We start from the raw sequence: 16,269 nt of genomic DNA, 5'->3' as shown, positions 1-16,269 counted from the left end.
GATGCTGCTGAACCGGATCAGCGACCCGTACAGCTCGCTCGAGAGCTTCGTCTACGATCGCTTCATCGCGCCGGGAGTCACGGCGCTCTCCTGGGTGTTGGAAGACGAGCTCGAAGCGGCGCTGCCTCGTGGGGGCACGCTGTTGGACGTCGGCTCGGGCGGCGGCCAGAACGCGATGTACGCGGCCAAGCTCCGACCCGACGCTCGGATCACGGGGCTGGACCTGTCGCGAGATCAGGTGCGCAGAGCCCGCAAGCGGGTGGCCGCCGCGGGGCTCGCCATCGAGTTCACGCAGGGTTCTGCCCTGGACCTTCCTTTCGAGGACGACAGCTTCGACGCGGTCATGAGCATCGCCTCCATCAAACACTGGCCGGATCAACGCCGCGGCGTGTCCGAGTGCGTGCGCGTCCTGACTCCCGGCGGGCACCTGCTGATCGCGGAGGCGGATCGCGGCTGTCGTCTGGAGGACGTCCACGCTTTCGTACGCGAGCTGCCCATGCCCGTGCCGATGCGCTGGGCCATGGTGCCGGTGTTCCGAACCTGGGTCGCAGGGCAGGCCTTGGACCTGGAAGATGCCCGAGCGCTGCTCCACGACCTGCCGTTGGCAGAGTCCGAGGTGCGGCGCATCGACGGCCTACCGGCCTTGATGCTCCGCGGCATCAAGGCCCGTTGATCCGTCAGCCTTCGGGGGGCGTTTCGGCGAAGCGGTAGCCCACGCCGCGCACGGTTTCGACGTAGTCCCGAGCGTCCCCGAGCTTCTCTCGCAGGCGCTTGACGTGCGCGTCCACGGTGCGTGTGCTGATGCGCGCGTCCATCCCCCACACGCTGTCCAGCAGAGTGCTGCGAGATTGAACGCGGTTTCGGCGCTCGTACAACGTCACCAGAAGTTTGAACTCCAGCGCCGTGAGCTCGATCTCCTCGGTCTGCACCCAGACGCGGTGGGCCTCGCGATCCACGCGCAAGCAGCCGAACTCGATGCTGGCACCGGATGCGGGCGCAGACTCGCTCCGCCGCAGGATCGCGCGAATGCGCAACAGCAGCTCGCGGACACTGAAGGGCTTGGTGACGTAGTCGTCGGCGCCCAGCTCGAAGCCCACCACACGGTCGATTTCCGCGTCCCGTGCGGTGAGCATGACGACAGGTGTCGAACGCGTGGCGGGGTCTTCCTTGAGCGCCCGACAAACTTCCGTACCCGGAACGTCGGGCAACATCAGATCCAGGAGCACGAGGTCCGGATGTTGCTCACGTGCCAGGCGCAGCCCGTCCTTGCCGTGGGTCGCCGTCAGCACGTCGTGCCCGGCTTGTTTCAGGTTGTAGTCGAGGACAGCCTGGATGTCGGTCTCGTCCTCGATGACCAAGATGGCGGCCATCTGTGCTCGATTACCTGTCCCGTGTGACCAGTCCGTGACGACGTCGTGCCAGGATGCCGAAAACGTTTCCGCAGCAACTGTGACGATTTCCGCAGCAAACGTGCGTTTCTCGCGACGAAACGGAGACCAATCCCTTCACGGCCAATTTTCGGTGATGCCACATGCTCGTCACCGTTCGCGCGCAAGCTCCCGCCGCGTTCGACATGGACTTCACCGCCTGGACGACATCCGGAAGAGATCCGGTACGGCAGAAACGACTCGCCTTTGGCTACGCCATCGGTGCCATCGGAGCAGTGGCCGTCGGTGTCATCGTTGCCACCACGGCCAGCCAGGTCGTAATGCAGAGCGAAGAAGAGCCGCTCACGGTCGCGCTCGCCACCACACCGGAACCCGAACCCGAGCCGGAACCGGAACCGGAGCCCGCGCCCGAGCCGGAGCCCGAGACCCCGAAGGTCCAGAACGCCGGACCCCGACTCCCGAGCCTCAAGCCGCCGGACGAGGTTCCCGACGACAAGCCCGCGGAGACGGAGCCCACCGACTCCGACAACCCCTACGGCGATGGTGATCCCTACGCCCTCGGCGGTGGCAGTGGTGGCGCCCGCAAGGCCGTGGTCGAGCCCACGCCGGCGCCTCCACCTCCGCCGCCCCCCAAGCCCAAGCCGCGGCCCCGCGGTCCGATCCGCGTGAGCGAGAACGTCACGCCGCCGAGCTGCAGCATCGGCGCGCCAGCGTACCCCGAGTCCGCGCGGAGCTCCGGCATCCAAGGAACCGTGATCGTGAAGTACGTGGTCACCGAGAGCGGTGCCATCACCAACGTGCAGGTGGTTCGTGGCCCGGCGGAGCTCCGCTCCGTGAGCGCCGCCGCCGTCCAGGGAGCGCGCTGCACTCCCGCCCGCCTCGATGGGCAGCCCGTGAGCGTGTACCGCATCGCGCGCTTCCCCTTCCGCCTCAAGACCTGAGTCACAGGAGAATCGAAGATGACGTTCGACCTCGGCCATATCTGGGCCTCGATGGGCCTCGCCGGCAAGCTGATCGCCGGCGTGCTCTTGATGATGGGCATCGCCAGCATCGGTGTGGTGGTGGAGCGCTTCATCGCGCTGTCTCGCTCCGCCAAGGAGTCGCGCCTCTTCGTCCAAAAGGCAGGACCGCTGATCGACTCCTGGCAGATCGAGGAGATCTTGCCCGTGGCGGAGCAGCACAAGGCGTCCGCCCTGGCACGGCTCTTTGGCGCCATCGTGCAGCGCTACCTGCGCGGCTACGAAGACTTGGACGGCGGCCTCACTCCCGTGGAGAAGGCGCGCAACGAAGCAGAGCGCAAGCGCGACGCGCTGGGGCAAGAGCTCCGCCGCGGCATGAGCGTGCTCGCCTCCGTCGGCTCCGTGGCTCCCTTCGTGGGCCTCTTGGGCACCGTCGTCGGCATCATCGCGGCGTTCCAAGGCATCGCCTCCACCGGTTCGGGTGGCTTGGGCGCGGTCAGCTCGGGCATTGCAGAAGCTCTCATCGAGACTGCTTTTGGTTTGACCGTCGCGATTCCGTCGGTGCTCTTCTTCAACTACCTCACCGGCCGGGTGAACACGGTGGAAGCCGCGCTCACTCGCAGCGCTGGCGAGCTGCTCGACGAAATGGAGAATCAGTATGGGCGCAAGCCTGCAGAGCTCCGGACGAAGCAAGCAGCCTGAGCCGGAGATCAACGTCACGCCCCTGGTGGACGTGGTGTTGGTGCTGCTGATCATCTTCATGGTGATCGCGCCGGCGCTGAACCAGGGCGAGCACGTGGAGCTTCCGGCCATCTTGCAGCCGGACGCCAAGCCCAAGGACATGAACCCGATCGAGGTCACGCTGGCCTTGAACGGCAACGTGCTGCTGGACAAGGAACGGGTGGATCCAAGCGAGCTCGAAGCCAAGGTCCGGGAGCTCCACAAGGAAGACCCGGACCGCGCGCTGATGCTGCTGACGGACGAAGCCATGCCCTACAAGAAGGTGCGCACCGTCTTCGCCAAGCTTCAGGGCATGGGCTTCAAGGGACTGAGCCTGAAGGTCACGGAGAAGAAGAAGGCCGGCGCCAGCTGAGCCGAGGGTTTTGCCATGGGAATGAACGTCAGCTCCGGAGGCGGCGGCAAGCGGCCTCAGCCCGTACCGGTCGTCAACGTCACGCCGTTGGTCGACATCGCTCTGGTGGTGCTGATCATCTTCATGGTCGTTACCCCGCTCATGACCAAGACTTTTTGGCTGAACCTTCCTCCCGAAGACAAAGAGAAGAAGGACACGCCGCCGCCCAAGGACGCGAACAAGCCTCTGGTCATGACGGTGGACAAGGCCGGCGTCATTCGCATCAACAAGACGGTGCTCGCCAAGAACGAGATCGCCGAGCGCTTGCCGCGCATGCTCGCGGCCAAGAAGCAGAAGGTCCTCTACTTCGATGCCCACGATGAAGCGCCCTACGGCAGCGCCGTGGAGGCCATGGATCTCTCGCGCGCCGCTGGCGCCCGTTCAATCGCGATTCTGACCGAAACCGTCGTGAAGTAGTGAAGCCCGAGAGGGTTCGTCCCGGCGTCCGCGAGCGGGCGCTGGGCGAAGATCTAGCCAGAGCCCGGAGGAACATGCGCTCCCGAAACGTCGTTCACACCGCCATCGCCCTCACGGCGTTCGTCGTGCTCCCGCGTCTGGCTCGCGCCCAAGACGAAGCTCCGCCGGCCGGCGATGCCACCGCCGACGCTTCGGGCGACGAGGACTACGGCGAAGGACCGGACCCCTCGCGCCCGCCGCCCAAGGGCAAGGGCGTGGTGTGGGGCGTGCTCACGGACACCAAGCTCGGCGAGCCGTTGATCGAAGCGCAGGTCACGGTGGTGGGCACCAAATACAAGACCATCACGGACTTGGACGGCCGCTATCGGCTGGAGCTGCCGCCCGGCAGCTACAACCTCCGCTTCTTCTACGAGCTGCACCGCCCCGGCCGTCTCGACGGCGTGCAGGTGACGGCGGGCAACGTGTCGAAGGCGGACTTCCAGCTGGTGCCCGACGAGAAGGCCGAGGACGTGGTGGAGGTCGAAGCCGAGGTCGACCGCACCGGCGTGGAAGGCCAGAACCTGGCGCGCAAGCAGGCCGCCGCCGTGGGCGACGCCGTGGGCCGCGCCGAGATCGCGAAGACCCCCGACAAGACCGCCGCGGAGGCCGCCAAGCGCGTGGTCGGCGCCACCATCGTCGACAACCGCTTCGTGTACGTCCGCGGCCTCGGCGAACGCTACACGAACTCGCTCCTGAACGGCGCGCCGCTCCCGAGCCCCGAGCCCGACCGGCAAACCGTTCCGCTCGATCTGTTTCCGGCCCTGGTGCTCGACAACATCACCATCGCCAAGACCTTCACGCCGGACATGCCCGGCGACTTCGCCGGCGGCTCGGTACGCATCCAAACCCGCGAGCTGCCCCGCGAAACCCTGCTGCAAGCGTCCGCGTCGATGGGCTACAACACCAAGTCCACCTTCCGCGATCGCCTGAGCTACCGCGGCGGCCGCATGGACTGGCTGGGAATCGACGACGGCACGCGCGCACTCCCCGGCGGATTGCCAAGCTACAAGCTGTCCAAGGGCGTCGTGAAGCCGAACGGTGACTTCGTGCTGGACCCGGAGCTTCACACCTGGGGACAGAAGTTCAACAGCTACATGTCCACCCAGCGCGCGTTCACGCCACCGAACTTTGGCGCCAGTGTGGTGGTCGGAGACAGCTTTCGCACCGGTAAGCGTAGCGCGCTGGGAACGATGCTCGCCGTGAGTTACGGCCGGAGCTTTCAGATCATCGATGACGAGCGCTTGGGCAAGTTCGCCTTCAACCCAAACGGCGGCATCAAGAATCTCCTCCCCTTGCGCTCGGAACGAGGCATCGACTCCGTCAAGTGGGGTGCCTTCGGAAGCGTGAGCTACAAGTTCGACGAAAACAACCAGCTCTCCTTGGTTGGCCTCCACAGTCGGGCGAGTGACGACACCGCTCGCGAGCTCGAAGGCCGCGACGAGAACCGAGGCGCGGACATCCACGTCACCCGCCTCCAGTTCGCGAGCCGGGCCCTCTACTTCGGCCAGCTGCGTGGCGAGCATACGTTCGTCGACCTCGACAAGGCCCAGCTCGACTGGAACCTGGCGTTGTCCCGCGCCACTCGCGACGAGCCTGACACCCGGGACGTGGCCTACACCAAAGACAGCAGCCTTGGCGGTTGGACCTACCGCGATGGTGCGGAGAGTGGCTCGCACTTCTTCGCAAAGCAGCACGAGAACACAGTCGGCGGTGGGCTGGACTTCACTCAGCCATTGGACAAGTCCACGAACCCCACCAAGCTCAAGCTTGGCGGACTCGTGAATCTGCGCAGCCGCGAGTTCGAGGCGCGTCGCTACGCGTTCCGGACGACCTCGGGCACGGATCAGAACACCTATTTCTGCTCTGGGCTGGAGTACGACACTTCCTGCCCAGATCGCTTGTTTACTCCGGGGAACGTGGATAGCGGGGCCATCCTGCTCGACGAAAGCACCCGCGGAACCGACAAGTTCACCAGCAATCTGAACGTCTATGCCGGCTACCTGATGACGGACGCCAAGATCACGCGTGATCTGCGCGCGATCGTGGGCGAGCGCTTGGAGGTTACGCGGCAATCCATCGACACGCACACGGTGGACGGTCTGACGGAAGTCAGCCCGCGACTGCGGAGCACGGACATGCTGCCCTCCGCTTCCCTCGTCTTCGCGGCGACCAAGGATTCCAACCTTCGCATCGGCGTTTCTCGAACCGTTGCGCGCCCACAGCTCAAGGAAATCGCACCGGTGCGCACGTCGCCCTACTACGGGGCATTGCCGGAGGAAGGCAACCCGGACCTGAAGATGAGCAAGATCGCGAATGGCGATCTGCGCTTCGAGTACTTCCCGACCCTCCGCGAGGTCATGGCGATGAGCTTCTTCGTCAAGGACTTCGACAAACCCATCGAACGCGTCGTCAAGTCTTCCGGTTCGGGTGACGGCGTCATCACCTACCAGAACGCCGACGGTGCGACGCTGATCGGGTTGGAGCTCGAGGCGCGTAAGAACCTCGAGTTCTTGACCAAGGCTCTTTCCGACTTCGACGTCATCGCGAACTTCACCGCGGCGCGGTCCAGGGTGCAGCTCGACAAGAACGACCAGGTTGGCTTCGTCACCAACACGTCTCGCCCTCTGGCCAATCAGTCTCCTTGGGTCATCAACGTCGCCCTCGACTACGAGAACCACGACAGCAGCACGAGCGGTCGCATCCTGTACAACGTGTTCGGTCCCCGCATCTCTGCGGTGGGCACGCAGGGCCTTCCCGACGTCTACGAGCAACCTCGCCATCAGCTCGACTTCAGCGCCGGCCAGGGCATCGGCAAGCACTTCGAGGTCAAGTTCACCGCGACAAACCTGCTGAACGCGCCCTACAACTTCACTCAAGGCAAAGACGCGCGGGACGACAACATCGTCCAGAAGTACACCATCGGCTCCACGTTCTCCCTGGGCGCGAGCTACACGTACTGACCGCGCTGAGATCTATCCCCCGGCAGATGTTCGTAAGAAGATCATCGACGGGGGATGGAGGATGTTCGCCTGGGGAACATCGGGAGGGGCATGGATTTGTTGGTGCGGAGCGAATCCGTCGTCGAGCCCCATGTCTTCGAGAGTTTGTTGGCTCGCCGCGGAAACGTCGCTCAGCGCCGGCGCGGCGCGCACTGCCGCGGGAACGTCGCGCAGTGCTGGCACGACGCTTCCGCGGCGCCGCGACAAAATCAGTAGAGCGAGCGCCATTCGAGTCGCTCCTGCGGATCTCCGTTGGAGACGTTGAACAGTGGTGTCGCAACTACCGGAATCCGCTCGCAGCTTTCGCGGCGTGTCGCCGATCGCGTGCTCTCGTCGTGGCGAGACCGCACTCGATTCGCAACGCGTTCGCCACAATCCACAGGGAGCTGACACTCAATAGTTACGAACCGTGAACCTCGCGGTCACGGACCGCCGGCACAGTCCCGCTCGCCAAGGAGGTTCATCCCGATGCGTTTTTCCAACGTCTTTTTTGCGGCCGCACTGGCCGCTCTTCCCTTGATGGCGGCTGCCTGCGGAAGCGATTCCAGCAGCGATAGCCCCGGCGGCAGCGGCAGCGGCGGCAGCGGTGCGACGGGTGGTGGCAACACCGGCGGCGCGTCCGGCAGTGGCACCGGCGGGCAGGCCGGTGGCAGCACCGGCGGCGCAGCCGGCAGCGGCGGCGGCACGAGCTGCGATCTGACCACCGACAAGACCGAGGCCATTCTCGAAGGCGATCTCAACGCCGACATGACGCTCACCGCGGACAAGACCTGGTTGCTCAAGGGCACCGTGCGCGTGAACGACGGCGCCACCCTGAAGATCGAGCCCTGCACCAAGATCAAGGGCGACAAGGCCAGCCTGGGCACCATCGTGGTGGAGCGCGGCGGCAAGATCGACGCCGTGGGCACCAAGGACGAGCCCATCCTGTTCACCAGCGCTCTGCCCGCGGGCTCCCGTTCCGCCGGCGACTGGGGCGGCATCATCCTGCTCGGCAAGGCGCCCAACAACGAGGCGGATTTCCCGAGCATCGAGGGTCTCACCACCAACGAGGCCTACGGCGGCACCGAGCCGGCCGACAGCTCCGGCAAGATGAGCTACGTGCGCATCGAGTACTCCGGCGTGGAAATCGGTGACGGCAACGAGATCAACGGCCTCACCTTCGGTAGCGTCGGCTCCGGTACCCAGATCGACCACATCATGGTCTCCAACACCCTGGACGATTGCTTCGAGTTCTTCGGCGGCACCGTCAGCGCCACCTACCTGGTGTGCAACAACGGCGGCGACGACATGTTCGACGGCGACCAGGGCTTCCAGGGCAAGCTGCAGTTCATCTTCGGCATCCAGCGGACGCCCATCTCGGACGACCCCAATGGCTTCGAGATGGACAACGACAAGACCAACCCCACGGTCGCGCCGGTCAGCAACCCGACGATCTACAACGCCACTCTGTGCGGCGTGAACAAGGACATCCCGAACCAGCAGTACGGCGCGGTGTTCCGTCGCGGCTTCACCGGCACCTTCGGCAACGTGATCCTCACCGGCTTCGAGGGCGGCGTGGACTTCCGCGACGTGCCCCCGACCAGCGTGGACATGATGAGCTCGGTGTTCTTCGGCAACAGCCCGGCCAACGTCGCCTACGCCGAGGACGGCTCCAACACCGACACCCAGGCGGACGACGACGGCGCTTTCGACGAGATCGCTTGGTTCAACACCGCCGGCAAGAACAACTCGGAGACGGATCCGGCGCTGTCGGATTGCTTCGCGGCGATCCCCAAGCCCCAGCCCGCCACCGAGATCGCCGGTGCCACGCCGCCCGCCGGCTTCGACACCAGCGCCACCTACGTCGGTGCGTTCAAGGACGCGAACGACGACTGGATGACCGGCGCCTGGATCGACTGGGCACCGAACTGATTCTGTACGCGCCGGGAACACTCTCGGCGCGCTCGGATACCGCTTAGCTTCAAACGCATCCCAAGCAAGCACCCCCGTCGCGGGGCGACTCCGCCGAGTCGTCCCGCGACGACTTTTGTGGCAGAAATGGCGGGGCTCACGGACTTGACTCCCCGGCCTCGCTCCGCGAAGTTCCGAGGTCCTGAAATCACGCTGGGGACTTTCACCCCGGGAGGAATTCGCAGTGACCAAGCGCTTGATCGCCCTGCTTCTTGCCGTGTTCACCGTAGCCGGCTGCGGCTACTCGGAGGACGAGTGGCAAGCCCAGCTCGATAAGTACAACAAGCTCAACCAGAAGTACGACGCCGAGACCGCGGCCCACGCTCAAACCCGTCAGGAGCTGGCGGACGCGAAGGAGCGGATCAAGAACCTGACGGACGAGCTCAAGAAGATGGGCGTCAATCTGGATACCCTCAATCAGCAGCTGCAGCAGACCGGCACCGAGAAGGAGCAGCTGGCGGCGAACCTCGAGCAGCTGAAGACCGCTCTGGAGGAGTACAAGCAGCGCGCCGCGGCCCTCGAGCGCATCAAGGCCCGCTTCGAGCTCCTGCGCAACAAGCTCCAGAAGCTCACGAACCTCGGCCTCAAGGTCGAAATTCGCCGCAATCGCATGGTCATTCGCCTGCCTGGAGACGTGCTCTTCGCCTCCGGCAAGGACGACCTCAAGAAGGAAGGCAAGGACGTGCTGGCGGCGGTGGCGGAGGTCATCCGCAACGACAAGCAGCTGTCGCAGCGCTACTACCAGATCGCCGGGCACACGGATAACAAGCCCCTCAAGGGCGGCCGTTTCGGCGACAACTGGGGCCTGTCGGTGATGCGCGCCCGCCAGGTGCTGCTGTTCCTGGTCAATCCCATCGACGCCAAGGGCGGTGGCGGTGGCCTGGACCCGATCCGGCTGCACGCTGCGGGCTACGGAGACACGGACCCCGTGGCGTCCAACGACACCCCCGAAGGCCGCCAGCAAAACCGCCGCGTCGAGCTCGTGATCATGCCCGATGTCGAGGAAATGCTGGACCTGAAGTCCCTGATCTGAGGCCGAACCAGCCCGCCGAAACCCCCGCCCCCCGACCTGCGTAGGTTGGGGGGTGGACCTGGCGCTCTGGCTAACCCCCGCCGAGGTCGGCGTGGGTGCTAGCGCCGGCGGCGGGCTGCCCTTTACCGTACCGGCCGTGGCCTCCGATAGCTCTTCCAGCCCGAGCCTCGAGGCCCTGATGGAGCGCTACGTTGACGGCGACGCCCGCGCTTTCGACGAGCTGTACCCCCTCGTCGCACCCAAGCTCTACGGCTACCTACTGCGCCTCACGCGACATCGGGAACGAGCCGAAGACCTGCTGCAGATCACCTTCACGAAGGTGCATCGCGCCCGCGCTAGCTATCTACGGGGCGCCCCGCTGTTGCCCTGGATCCTGGCCATCGCGCGCCGCTCCTTCTACGACGAACGGCGCGCCGCAAAGAGTCGCAGCGAGGACTTGAGTCGCGACGGAAACCTGCCGGAGCCGGAGAGCGAGAGCTCCGGAGTGCCCACGGACGTCTCCGCGGCCCTCGAGCGCGCCTTGGACGCCATGCCGGAAGCCTACCGGGAGGCCATCCAGCTCACGAAGATCACCGGCCTGTCCGTGGCGGAAGCCGCGGAAGTGCTTGGAACCACGCCCACGGCCGTCAAACTCCGCGTCCACCGCGGCTACAACCACCTCCGGCGAGAGCTCGAGGCCTTCAACCGAAACCCATGAGCGACCTGCCTCGAGACGACGCCCTGAGCGAGCTGCAGTGGCCGGAGCCCCCGGCCCCGCCGGATCGCCTGTCGGCGTCCATCCGCAAGGAGTGCACACAAAACCTGAAGGCGCGGCGCGGGCTGACCGCAACCCAACGCGTCTTGCTCTCGGTGCTACTCTCCGCGCTCGTGGTCGGCGTGCTCACGTATCTGAGCGCGGGTCGCTCGCGTCCCGACGGCGCGCTCCGGGCCGCTCTGTTCGGCGCCGCCGGTTGGGGTCTGGTGCAGGCCGCCGTGCTCGGCGTTGGCCTGGCGCGGCCCCCGGGCAAGCGCGTCTCGCGAAGCTTCCGCCTGATCGTGGCGGTGGCCGTACCGGTGCTGTTCCTCGCCTACCTCGCCTTGGCCGCCAGCACACGCTTGCCGCTGGGCGAGTTCTTCCATGGTCACCACGCCGGCGGCGCCGTCGGCTGCGGCCTGCACGCACTGCTCTTCGGCGCCATCGCGGCGGGCGGCACGTTGTTCGTGTGGCGTGGAACGGATCCCCTCACCCCCGGGCTCTCCGGCGCGCTCGCCGGGCTCGTCGGCGGCCTCGCCGGCGCCGCGGCCATTGGCGTCGCCTGCCCCAGCGGTGAAACCTGGCACCTGTGGATCGGTCACGGCGTCGCCGTGCTGCTCTTGGTGCTGGCCGGCTTTCTGGTAGGACGAAAATGGCTGGCACCGTAAGAGAGCGCCGCGAAGAAGGCAGCGGCCGTTTCCTGCGCTACGCCCTGCTCCTGGTCTTGGCCTTGGGCGCCGCGCTGTTCATCTCCCGCGGCCGCTCCGGCCCCAAGACGGGCACCCAAGCCGAAGCCTTCGATCTGCCCGTCGTCGCCGGCAATCGCGAACGCTTTCGCCTCGCCGACCAAAAGGGCACCCCCGTCGTGGTGGAGGTGTTCGCCTCCTGGTGTGGCGTGTGTCGTCGCACCGCTCCCATGCTCTCCGACGCCGCCCGCGCGCCGCGCAAGAACCCCGTGCGCTTCATCGGCGTCAGCGTGGATCAAGACGCCATCGCGGCGAAGAGCGCCAAAGATCAGTGGAACCTCGCCTACGACGTGGCCCTCGACGACGGCCGCTTCTCCAAGGCGTACGGCATCACGGTGCTGCCCACCTTGATCCTGATCGACGGCGAAGGCCGCGTGCGCCACGTGTCGGCCGGCGCACCACGCTCCTCCGAGCTCGAAGACTGGCTCGAAGACGTCGGCGCCGCCCGCCTCTAACCCACCGCCTTTTGTTTGTCGGTCCGCCGCGAGCCCACCCGCGGCCCGCGATGGGGTTCGCGTCGAACCAACAGGAAGCGCTACACTCGTAGGCGAGGTGTCCGATGCGGGAATGGGGTGTCATCGCGCTGTTGCTGTTGACGGGAGGCTGCGGCTCCGACGGGAGCTCCGGTGCCGCGGGCGGCGGCAGCGGCGGCGTGAGCGTCGGGGGTAGCGGCGGCGGCGGCAGCGGAGGGACGGGCGGCGGCTCTGGAGGCACGAGCAGCGGCGGTCAAGCGGGAACGAGCACGGGCGGCAGCAGCGGCAGCGGCAGTGGCGGGCTGCCCGAAGGAGACAACGGCATCGCCGCACAGCACCCTGGGGATCAAGGGATCGAGACCGATCCCGACGTGATCTTCGCCGACGACTTCGAGAGCTACGCAAAGGCTTCGGATCTGAACAGCCGCTGGGACGCGGTGTATCAGAATCAATACGTGGCCCTGACGACGGACGCGCCGAACGTGTACGCTGGCCAGCAAGCGCTGGAGCTCAGCTTGCCGCAGCAGAACGCGGAGCTCAGCGATGCCACGGACAAGCTCGTGAGCCCGGAACAGGACGCGCTGTTCCTGCGCTACTACTCGAAGTTCGATCCGCCCTTCGACGTCGTCGGCTCGAGCCACAATGGCGCCAGCGTCTCGGCGCACTATTTCGTGAACGGACAGGCAACGCCCGGCGTACCCGCGGACGGCACCAACAAATTCCTGGTGAACCTGGAGAGCTGGCGCGGCGAAGCCGCCACGCCGTCCCCGGGCGATCTCAACGTGTACGTGTACCACCCGGAGCAACGCAGTCAGTGGGGAGACCACTTCTTCCCCACCGGCATGGTGCTTCCCAATTCCAGCGAGCCCTTCGACTTCGGCGCCGATTTCGTGAGCCGTCCGGACATCATCCCCGAGCTCGGCAAGTGGTACTGCTACGAGTACATGGTGCGGGCGAACACGCCGGGGCAGAAGGATGGCCGCATCGCCATCTGGCTCGACGGCAAGCTGGTGGCGGACTTCGGCAACCTGCGCCTCAGGGACGTGGCGGCGCTGAAGATCGACCGCTTCGGCCTGTCGTTCCACATCGGATCGAACCCGAACGGGAAGGCGACGAAGTGGTACGACAACGTCGTGGCGGCAAAATCGTACATCGGCCCGCTGAAGTAGCCCTGCTTGCATCTTCTGCGGTTCGGCAGGACGCTCGGCCCTCCGATGAAACGCAGGTGGACAACCCTCGTCGCTGGTACGCTCTTTCTCTCGGCGTGCGGCATCGTCAAGCTCGCTCCTCCCAAGCAGCGCGGGCGCACGCACTACGACAGCGCGGAGTGCCACAAGCGCACGTGGCGCAAGGAGACCGAAGTCGACAGCGTGCTGATGCACACCTGCGACAACCTTTCGGAGGTTCCAGACGAGTCCACCAGCCTGGCCGCCATGTTGCGACGTCACCAGAGCTTCGAGGATCGCCGTCCCGACTCGCTCGACGTCGCCCTGAACCTGGTGGAGTGCGCCCAGCACTGCGGGAATGACCCGATGGCCATCGCCATCGGCAACTACTACGCAGGCATCTTCGATCGCACGGCGCTCGGAGAGCGCCTGCGGGGCATCGAGCTTTCAGAGCCCGCCCGTGCGGTCTTCGCCAACAAGGCTTCGGATGCGAAAGACGCCGTCGCCGCGGCGGCCAGTCGCTTGGACGCGCGCCGGAAGCACATCTACTTGGAGTCCTTCGCGGAGGCGGTGCGCAATCGCAAGGAGTACTTCGCGAAGTACTCCGAGCAGTACCAGGCCCTCGATACCCTGGAAGAAAAGGTGGACGCCGCCCGAAAGGCCGGCGAGGCACCGAAGGACCTGGTCGACGGCCTCTCCGCGTTGCGCGCGAAGTACGTGAGCCAGTGCCAGGACGACGGCTGTCGATTCGATCCCTACGTCGTCGAGGTCACCCGCCAGTTGGTCCTGCTCCACGCTGCGGCCGGCAACGCTCTGGACGCGCGCGCCGAGAACGCGTTGCTCATGGAGAAGGCGGCGGGCCGACGTTGGTTCAGCGTGGAAGCGGGCACGGCGGTGTATCAGTCGCAGGTGGAAGAACATCGCATCCGAGAACAGTACGTGAGCGCCCAGAACGCCGGCATGGACGCACGCACGTTGAAGGAGCGTTTCGGCTACACCACGCCGCTTCAGATCGAGCCCGTGGCGGAGTACCTCCAGCCCGACGTGAGACCGGATCTCACCTCCACCGTGGACGGCTTCGACACCGGCTCGGCGATCAAGCGCCGGGGCGGATTGCTCGCGGAAATCGCCCCCGGAGGCGAAGGACGGACTCGCGTCGTCCTGGCTCCCGCGGCGGGCCTTCAGCTGTGCGCCGAGACCGGCCGCGTCGCCGACGTCCACTTCGAGGAGAACTTCGCCACGCTGGAGTTCGAGACGACGTGCGAGGCCGATCCGAACCAGGTCACGGCCACCACCACCGTGCTGCTGCCGAGCCCCGAAGCGTCGCAGCTTCGGCCCGGGGAATACGCCGAGCTGGTGGCGGACGACCACCAGCAAGGTCGCGTCGTGCGTGCCTGGGCCGCAAACCCCAAGGCCCCCAAGCAGCTGGACCGCGTCGCGCAGCTCCGGGACGCGCGCTTCGAAACCCGGTGATTGGGCTTACTTTCCGGCTTCGCTGGTGACCTTCCACACGGAGCCGGACTGCTCGACCTCGTAGACGGCAGTCTTGTCACCGGTGGCACCGCCGCTGGTGGTGACGCGGACCTTGGCCTTGCTGCCCTCGCGGCTCAGCAGCACCGCCGTGGCCAGGACCTTGCCTTCGGCGTCCTGCTTCTTCTTTTCACAGCCCTTCTCGTCCTTCGCACACTCGAGGTGCGCGGCTTCGAGCTGCTTGGCGAGCTCCCCGCCCGCAAGCTCCTGCGCGCCGGTGAAGTCGTAGCTCGCCCAACGCTGGGCCATCTCCAGAGCGGCATCCTTTGGATCTCGCGCCAGCTCCTGAGTCGTCACGTCCCGGGGCTTGCGGGTCTGGGTGGGGTGAGCGTTGCAGGCAAAACGCGCGCTCCCCCACATCACCAGCGTGGCGAGAGCCATGGCTCCGAGCATGCCCAGGGTCTGGAGCCGCGGGGAGTTGATCTCCCTCTCGGTCTTGACCACGGGTCGCCCGGCGGGGGGACGCCGGCGCCGAGACTTCTCCCGCGACGCGCGACGGGGGGGAGGCGCCGCCTCCTCTTCGTCGTCGTCTTCGTCGTCTTCGTCGTCTTCGTCGTCTTCGTCGTCTTCGTCGTCTTCGTCGTCTTCGCCTTCGTCATCGGACGACGCACGACGGCCGCTCTCGGACTCCTCCTCCTCGGTTTCTTCTTCGTCTTCCTCTTCTTCGTCGAGCTCGTCGCGCTCGTCGGAGGGGTCCCGGTCCTGCGGCATGGGCGGGAGCATCCTCGCAGGCGGCCCCTCGTGCAACCGGGTTCCCGCCTCTCCGAGCAAATTTGCTCGGATTTTTCGGGAAACTGGCCGCGCTGCGGCCCGAAACGCCCCCATGCGCATGCTGGCCGGCCTCGCCCTCGTGTTCCTCGCCCTCAGCACCGTGGCCTGCAAGGGCTCGGCGCCCTTGCCCGCCAAGGCCGTGGACTTGAACGCCCAAGGCGTGGAAGCACTGGAACGCGGGGATCTGGAGACCGCCGACGCCCGTTTCGAGCTGGCCCTCGAGTACAACCCACGCTTCACCGAAGCGCTCACCAACCAAGGCCTGGTGGAGCTCCAACGCGGCAACATGAAGCGTGCCCGCAAGCTCCTCAGCCGCGCCCGCAGCATCAACCCCGACGTGGCCCAGCCCCACCACGCGCTGGGCGTGCTGGAAGAAAAGCTCGGCCGGCCGGATCGCGCATCGAAGCACTATCAGGAAGCGCTGCGCATCGACCCGGGGTTCGCCGCCGCTCGCGCCAACCTCGCGCGCCTCGCCTACGAAGCCGGGATGTACGAGCACGCGCGGGAGCAGTTCAAGCGCCTGGTGGAGGTCGCTCCGGAGGAGCCCAGCGGCTACGTGGGCCTGGGCGCATCTCTGGTCAAGCTCGGACGCTGGGACGAAGCGGACGCCATCGTGTCCGAGGGGCGCGAGCGCTTCCCGGAAAATGCAGAGCTGGCCATCGCGGAAGGCCGCAGCTTGATCCGCCGCGGGCAGCTGAGTGAGGCCGTGCAGCTACTCCGCCCAATGGCGCAGGGTCGGGACGACATCGCCGTCGCCGCTCTGGGATGGTTGGCCACGGCGGAGCTGGCGCAGGGCGCCGCCCGTTCGGCCGCGAGCCATGCTCGCCGCGCCCTCGCCCTCAGCCCCGACGACGCCGTAGCGACCTTCGTGCTGGCTCAGCTGGAAAAGTGACCTCGGTGTCCCGATTCGGCGCGCTCGGAGCTATGCTGCCC

The 16,269-nt window shown here is 66.4% G+C and carries 16 protein-coding genes; 14 read left to right on the top strand and 2 right to left on the bottom strand.

Translation table 11 applies throughout. The features are described from left to right. Nucleotide 1: 1 nt before the first annotated feature. Nucleotides 2-673: a class I SAM-dependent methyltransferase gene (locus H6717_32900; GenBank protein ID MCB9581878.1), complete on the top strand. Its 672-nt coding sequence runs from the start codon at nucleotides 2-4 to the stop codon at nucleotides 671-673. Between the two features lie 4 nt (nucleotides 674-677). Here the strand turns inward: H6717_32900 and H6717_32895 are convergent, their stop codons facing one another. Beyond that, nucleotides 678-1,370, bottom strand: a complete 693-nt coding sequence (locus tag H6717_32895; GenBank protein MCB9581877.1) for a response regulator transcription factor — start codon at nucleotides 1,368-1,370, stop codon at nucleotides 678-680. Nucleotides 1,371-1,531: 161 nt separating this feature from the next. Here H6717_32895 and H6717_32890 point away from each other — a divergent pair, with 161 nt between their 5' ends. The 12 genes from H6717_32890 to H6717_32835 all read left to right on the top strand — a co-directional run bounded on the left by H6717_32890 (nucleotide 1,532) and on the right by H6717_32835 (nucleotide 14,508). Further along, nucleotides 1,532-2,329 (top strand): energy transducer TonB, encoded by a 798-nt coding sequence (locus tag H6717_32890; GenBank protein MCB9581876.1) that lies wholly within the window; start codon nucleotides 1,532-1,534, stop codon nucleotides 2,327-2,329. Nucleotides 2,330-2,347: 18 nt separating this feature from the next. Beyond that, nucleotides 2,348-3,049, top strand: coding sequence for a MotA/TolQ/ExbB proton channel family protein (locus tag H6717_32885; protein ID MCB9581875.1), 702 nt, complete (start codon nucleotides 2,348-2,350; stop codon nucleotides 3,047-3,049). After that, nucleotides 3,006-3,440, top strand: coding sequence for a biopolymer transporter ExbD (locus tag H6717_32880; protein ID MCB9581874.1), 435 nt, complete (start codon nucleotides 3,006-3,008; stop codon nucleotides 3,438-3,440). The genes H6717_32885 and H6717_32880 overlap by 44 nt, the downstream gene beginning before the upstream one ends. Nucleotides 3,441-3,455: 15 nt before the next feature. Continuing rightward, entirely contained in the window at nucleotides 3,456-3,896 is a 441-nt protein-coding gene (locus tag H6717_32875; GenBank protein ID MCB9581873.1) for a biopolymer transporter ExbD, read from the top strand. A 74-nt stretch (nucleotides 3,897-3,970) separates the two neighbouring features. After that, entirely contained in the window at nucleotides 3,971-6,895 is a 2,925-nt protein-coding gene (locus tag H6717_32870) for a TonB-dependent receptor (protein MCB9581872.1), read from the top strand. A gap of 507 nt (nucleotides 6,896-7,402) precedes the next feature. Beyond that, entirely contained in the window at nucleotides 7,403-8,845 is a 1,443-nt protein-coding gene (locus H6717_32865; GenBank protein MCB9581871.1) for a hypothetical protein, read from the top strand. Nucleotides 8,846-9,068: 223 nt separating this feature from the next. Then, on the top strand, nucleotides 9,069-9,917 hold the full coding sequence (locus tag H6717_32860; GenBank protein MCB9581870.1) for an OmpA family protein: 849 nt from the start codon (nucleotides 9,069-9,071) through the stop codon (nucleotides 9,915-9,917). Between the two features lie 52 nt (nucleotides 9,918-9,969). Beyond that, complete coding sequence (locus H6717_32855; GenBank protein MCB9581869.1) at nucleotides 9,970-10,614, top strand: RNA polymerase sigma factor; 645 nt, start codon at nucleotides 9,970-9,972, stop codon at nucleotides 10,612-10,614. After that, nucleotides 10,611-11,318, top strand: coding sequence for a DUF1109 family protein (locus tag H6717_32850; protein ID MCB9581868.1), 708 nt, complete (start codon nucleotides 10,611-10,613; stop codon nucleotides 11,316-11,318). The genes H6717_32855 and H6717_32850 overlap by 4 nt, the downstream gene beginning before the upstream one ends. Further along, nucleotides 11,303-11,851, top strand: coding sequence for a TlpA family protein disulfide reductase (locus tag H6717_32845; protein ID MCB9581867.1), 549 nt, complete (start codon nucleotides 11,303-11,305; stop codon nucleotides 11,849-11,851). Before H6717_32850 ends, H6717_32845 begins: the two co-directional genes overlap by 16 nt. A 104-nt stretch (nucleotides 11,852-11,955) precedes the next feature. Continuing rightward, nucleotides 11,956-13,038, top strand: a complete 1,083-nt coding sequence (locus H6717_32840) for a hypothetical protein (protein ID MCB9581866.1) — start codon at nucleotides 11,956-11,958, stop codon at nucleotides 13,036-13,038. Between the two features lie 45 nt (nucleotides 13,039-13,083). Next, on the top strand, nucleotides 13,084-14,508 hold the full coding sequence (locus H6717_32835) for a hypothetical protein (protein MCB9581865.1): 1,425 nt from the start codon (nucleotides 13,084-13,086) through the stop codon (nucleotides 14,506-14,508). A 6-nt stretch (nucleotides 14,509-14,514) separates the two neighbouring features. Here H6717_32835 and H6717_32830 read toward each other — a convergent pair whose 3' ends face one another. Continuing rightward, nucleotides 14,515-15,276, bottom strand: coding sequence for a hypothetical protein (locus H6717_32830; GenBank protein ID MCB9581864.1), 762 nt, complete (start codon nucleotides 15,274-15,276; stop codon nucleotides 14,515-14,517). Between the two features lie 112 nt (nucleotides 15,277-15,388). On the opposite strand from H6717_32830, the gene H6717_32825 reads away from it, so the two are divergent. Further along, nucleotides 15,389-16,228, top strand: coding sequence for a tetratricopeptide repeat protein (locus H6717_32825; protein MCB9581863.1), 840 nt, complete (start codon nucleotides 15,389-15,391; stop codon nucleotides 16,226-16,228). The last annotated feature ends 41 nt before the right edge of the window (nucleotides 16,229-16,269 follow it).

The sequence above is a fragment of the Polyangiaceae bacterium genome (assembly GCA_020633235.1).
Lineage (GTDB): Bacteria > Myxococcota_A > Polyangia > Polyangiales > Polyangiaceae > JACKEA01.
This window is presented reverse-complemented; position numbering and strand designations above follow the sequence as displayed.

Coding starts and splice junctions, on each gene's coding strand:
- H6717_32900 (MCB9581878.1), top strand. CDS start 2: ATGCTGCTGAACCGGATCAGCGACCCGTACAGCTCGCTCGAGAGCTTC.
- H6717_32895 (MCB9581877.1), bottom strand. CDS start 1,370: ATGGCCGCCATCTTGGTCATCGAGGACGAGACCGACATCCAGGCTGTC.
- H6717_32890 (MCB9581876.1), top strand. CDS start 1,532: ATGCTCGTCACCGTTCGCGCGCAAGCTCCCGCCGCGTTCGACATGGAC.
- H6717_32885 (MCB9581875.1), top strand. CDS start 2,348: ATGACGTTCGACCTCGGCCATATCTGGGCCTCGATGGGCCTCGCCGGC.
- H6717_32880 (MCB9581874.1), top strand. CDS start 3,006: ATGGGCGCAAGCCTGCAGAGCTCCGGACGAAGCAAGCAGCCTGAGCCG.
- H6717_32875 (MCB9581873.1), top strand. CDS start 3,456: ATGGGAATGAACGTCAGCTCCGGAGGCGGCGGCAAGCGGCCTCAGCCC.
- H6717_32870 (MCB9581872.1), top strand. CDS start 3,971: ATGCGCTCCCGAAACGTCGTTCACACCGCCATCGCCCTCACGGCGTTC.
- H6717_32865 (MCB9581871.1), top strand. CDS start 7,403: ATGCGTTTTTCCAACGTCTTTTTTGCGGCCGCACTGGCCGCTCTTCCC.
- H6717_32850 (MCB9581868.1), top strand. CDS start 10,611: ATGAGCGACCTGCCTCGAGACGACGCCCTGAGCGAGCTGCAGTGGCCG.
- H6717_32845 (MCB9581867.1), top strand. CDS start 11,303: ATGGCTGGCACCGTAAGAGAGCGCCGCGAAGAAGGCAGCGGCCGTTTC.
- H6717_32840 (MCB9581866.1), top strand. CDS start 11,956: ATGCGGGAATGGGGTGTCATCGCGCTGTTGCTGTTGACGGGAGGCTGC.
- H6717_32835 (MCB9581865.1), top strand. CDS start 13,084: ATGAAACGCAGGTGGACAACCCTCGTCGCTGGTACGCTCTTTCTCTCG.
- H6717_32830 (MCB9581864.1), bottom strand. CDS start 15,276: ATGCCGCAGGACCGGGACCCCTCCGACGAGCGCGACGAGCTCGACGAA.
- H6717_32825 (MCB9581863.1), top strand. CDS start 15,389: ATGCGCATGCTGGCCGGCCTCGCCCTCGTGTTCCTCGCCCTCAGCACC.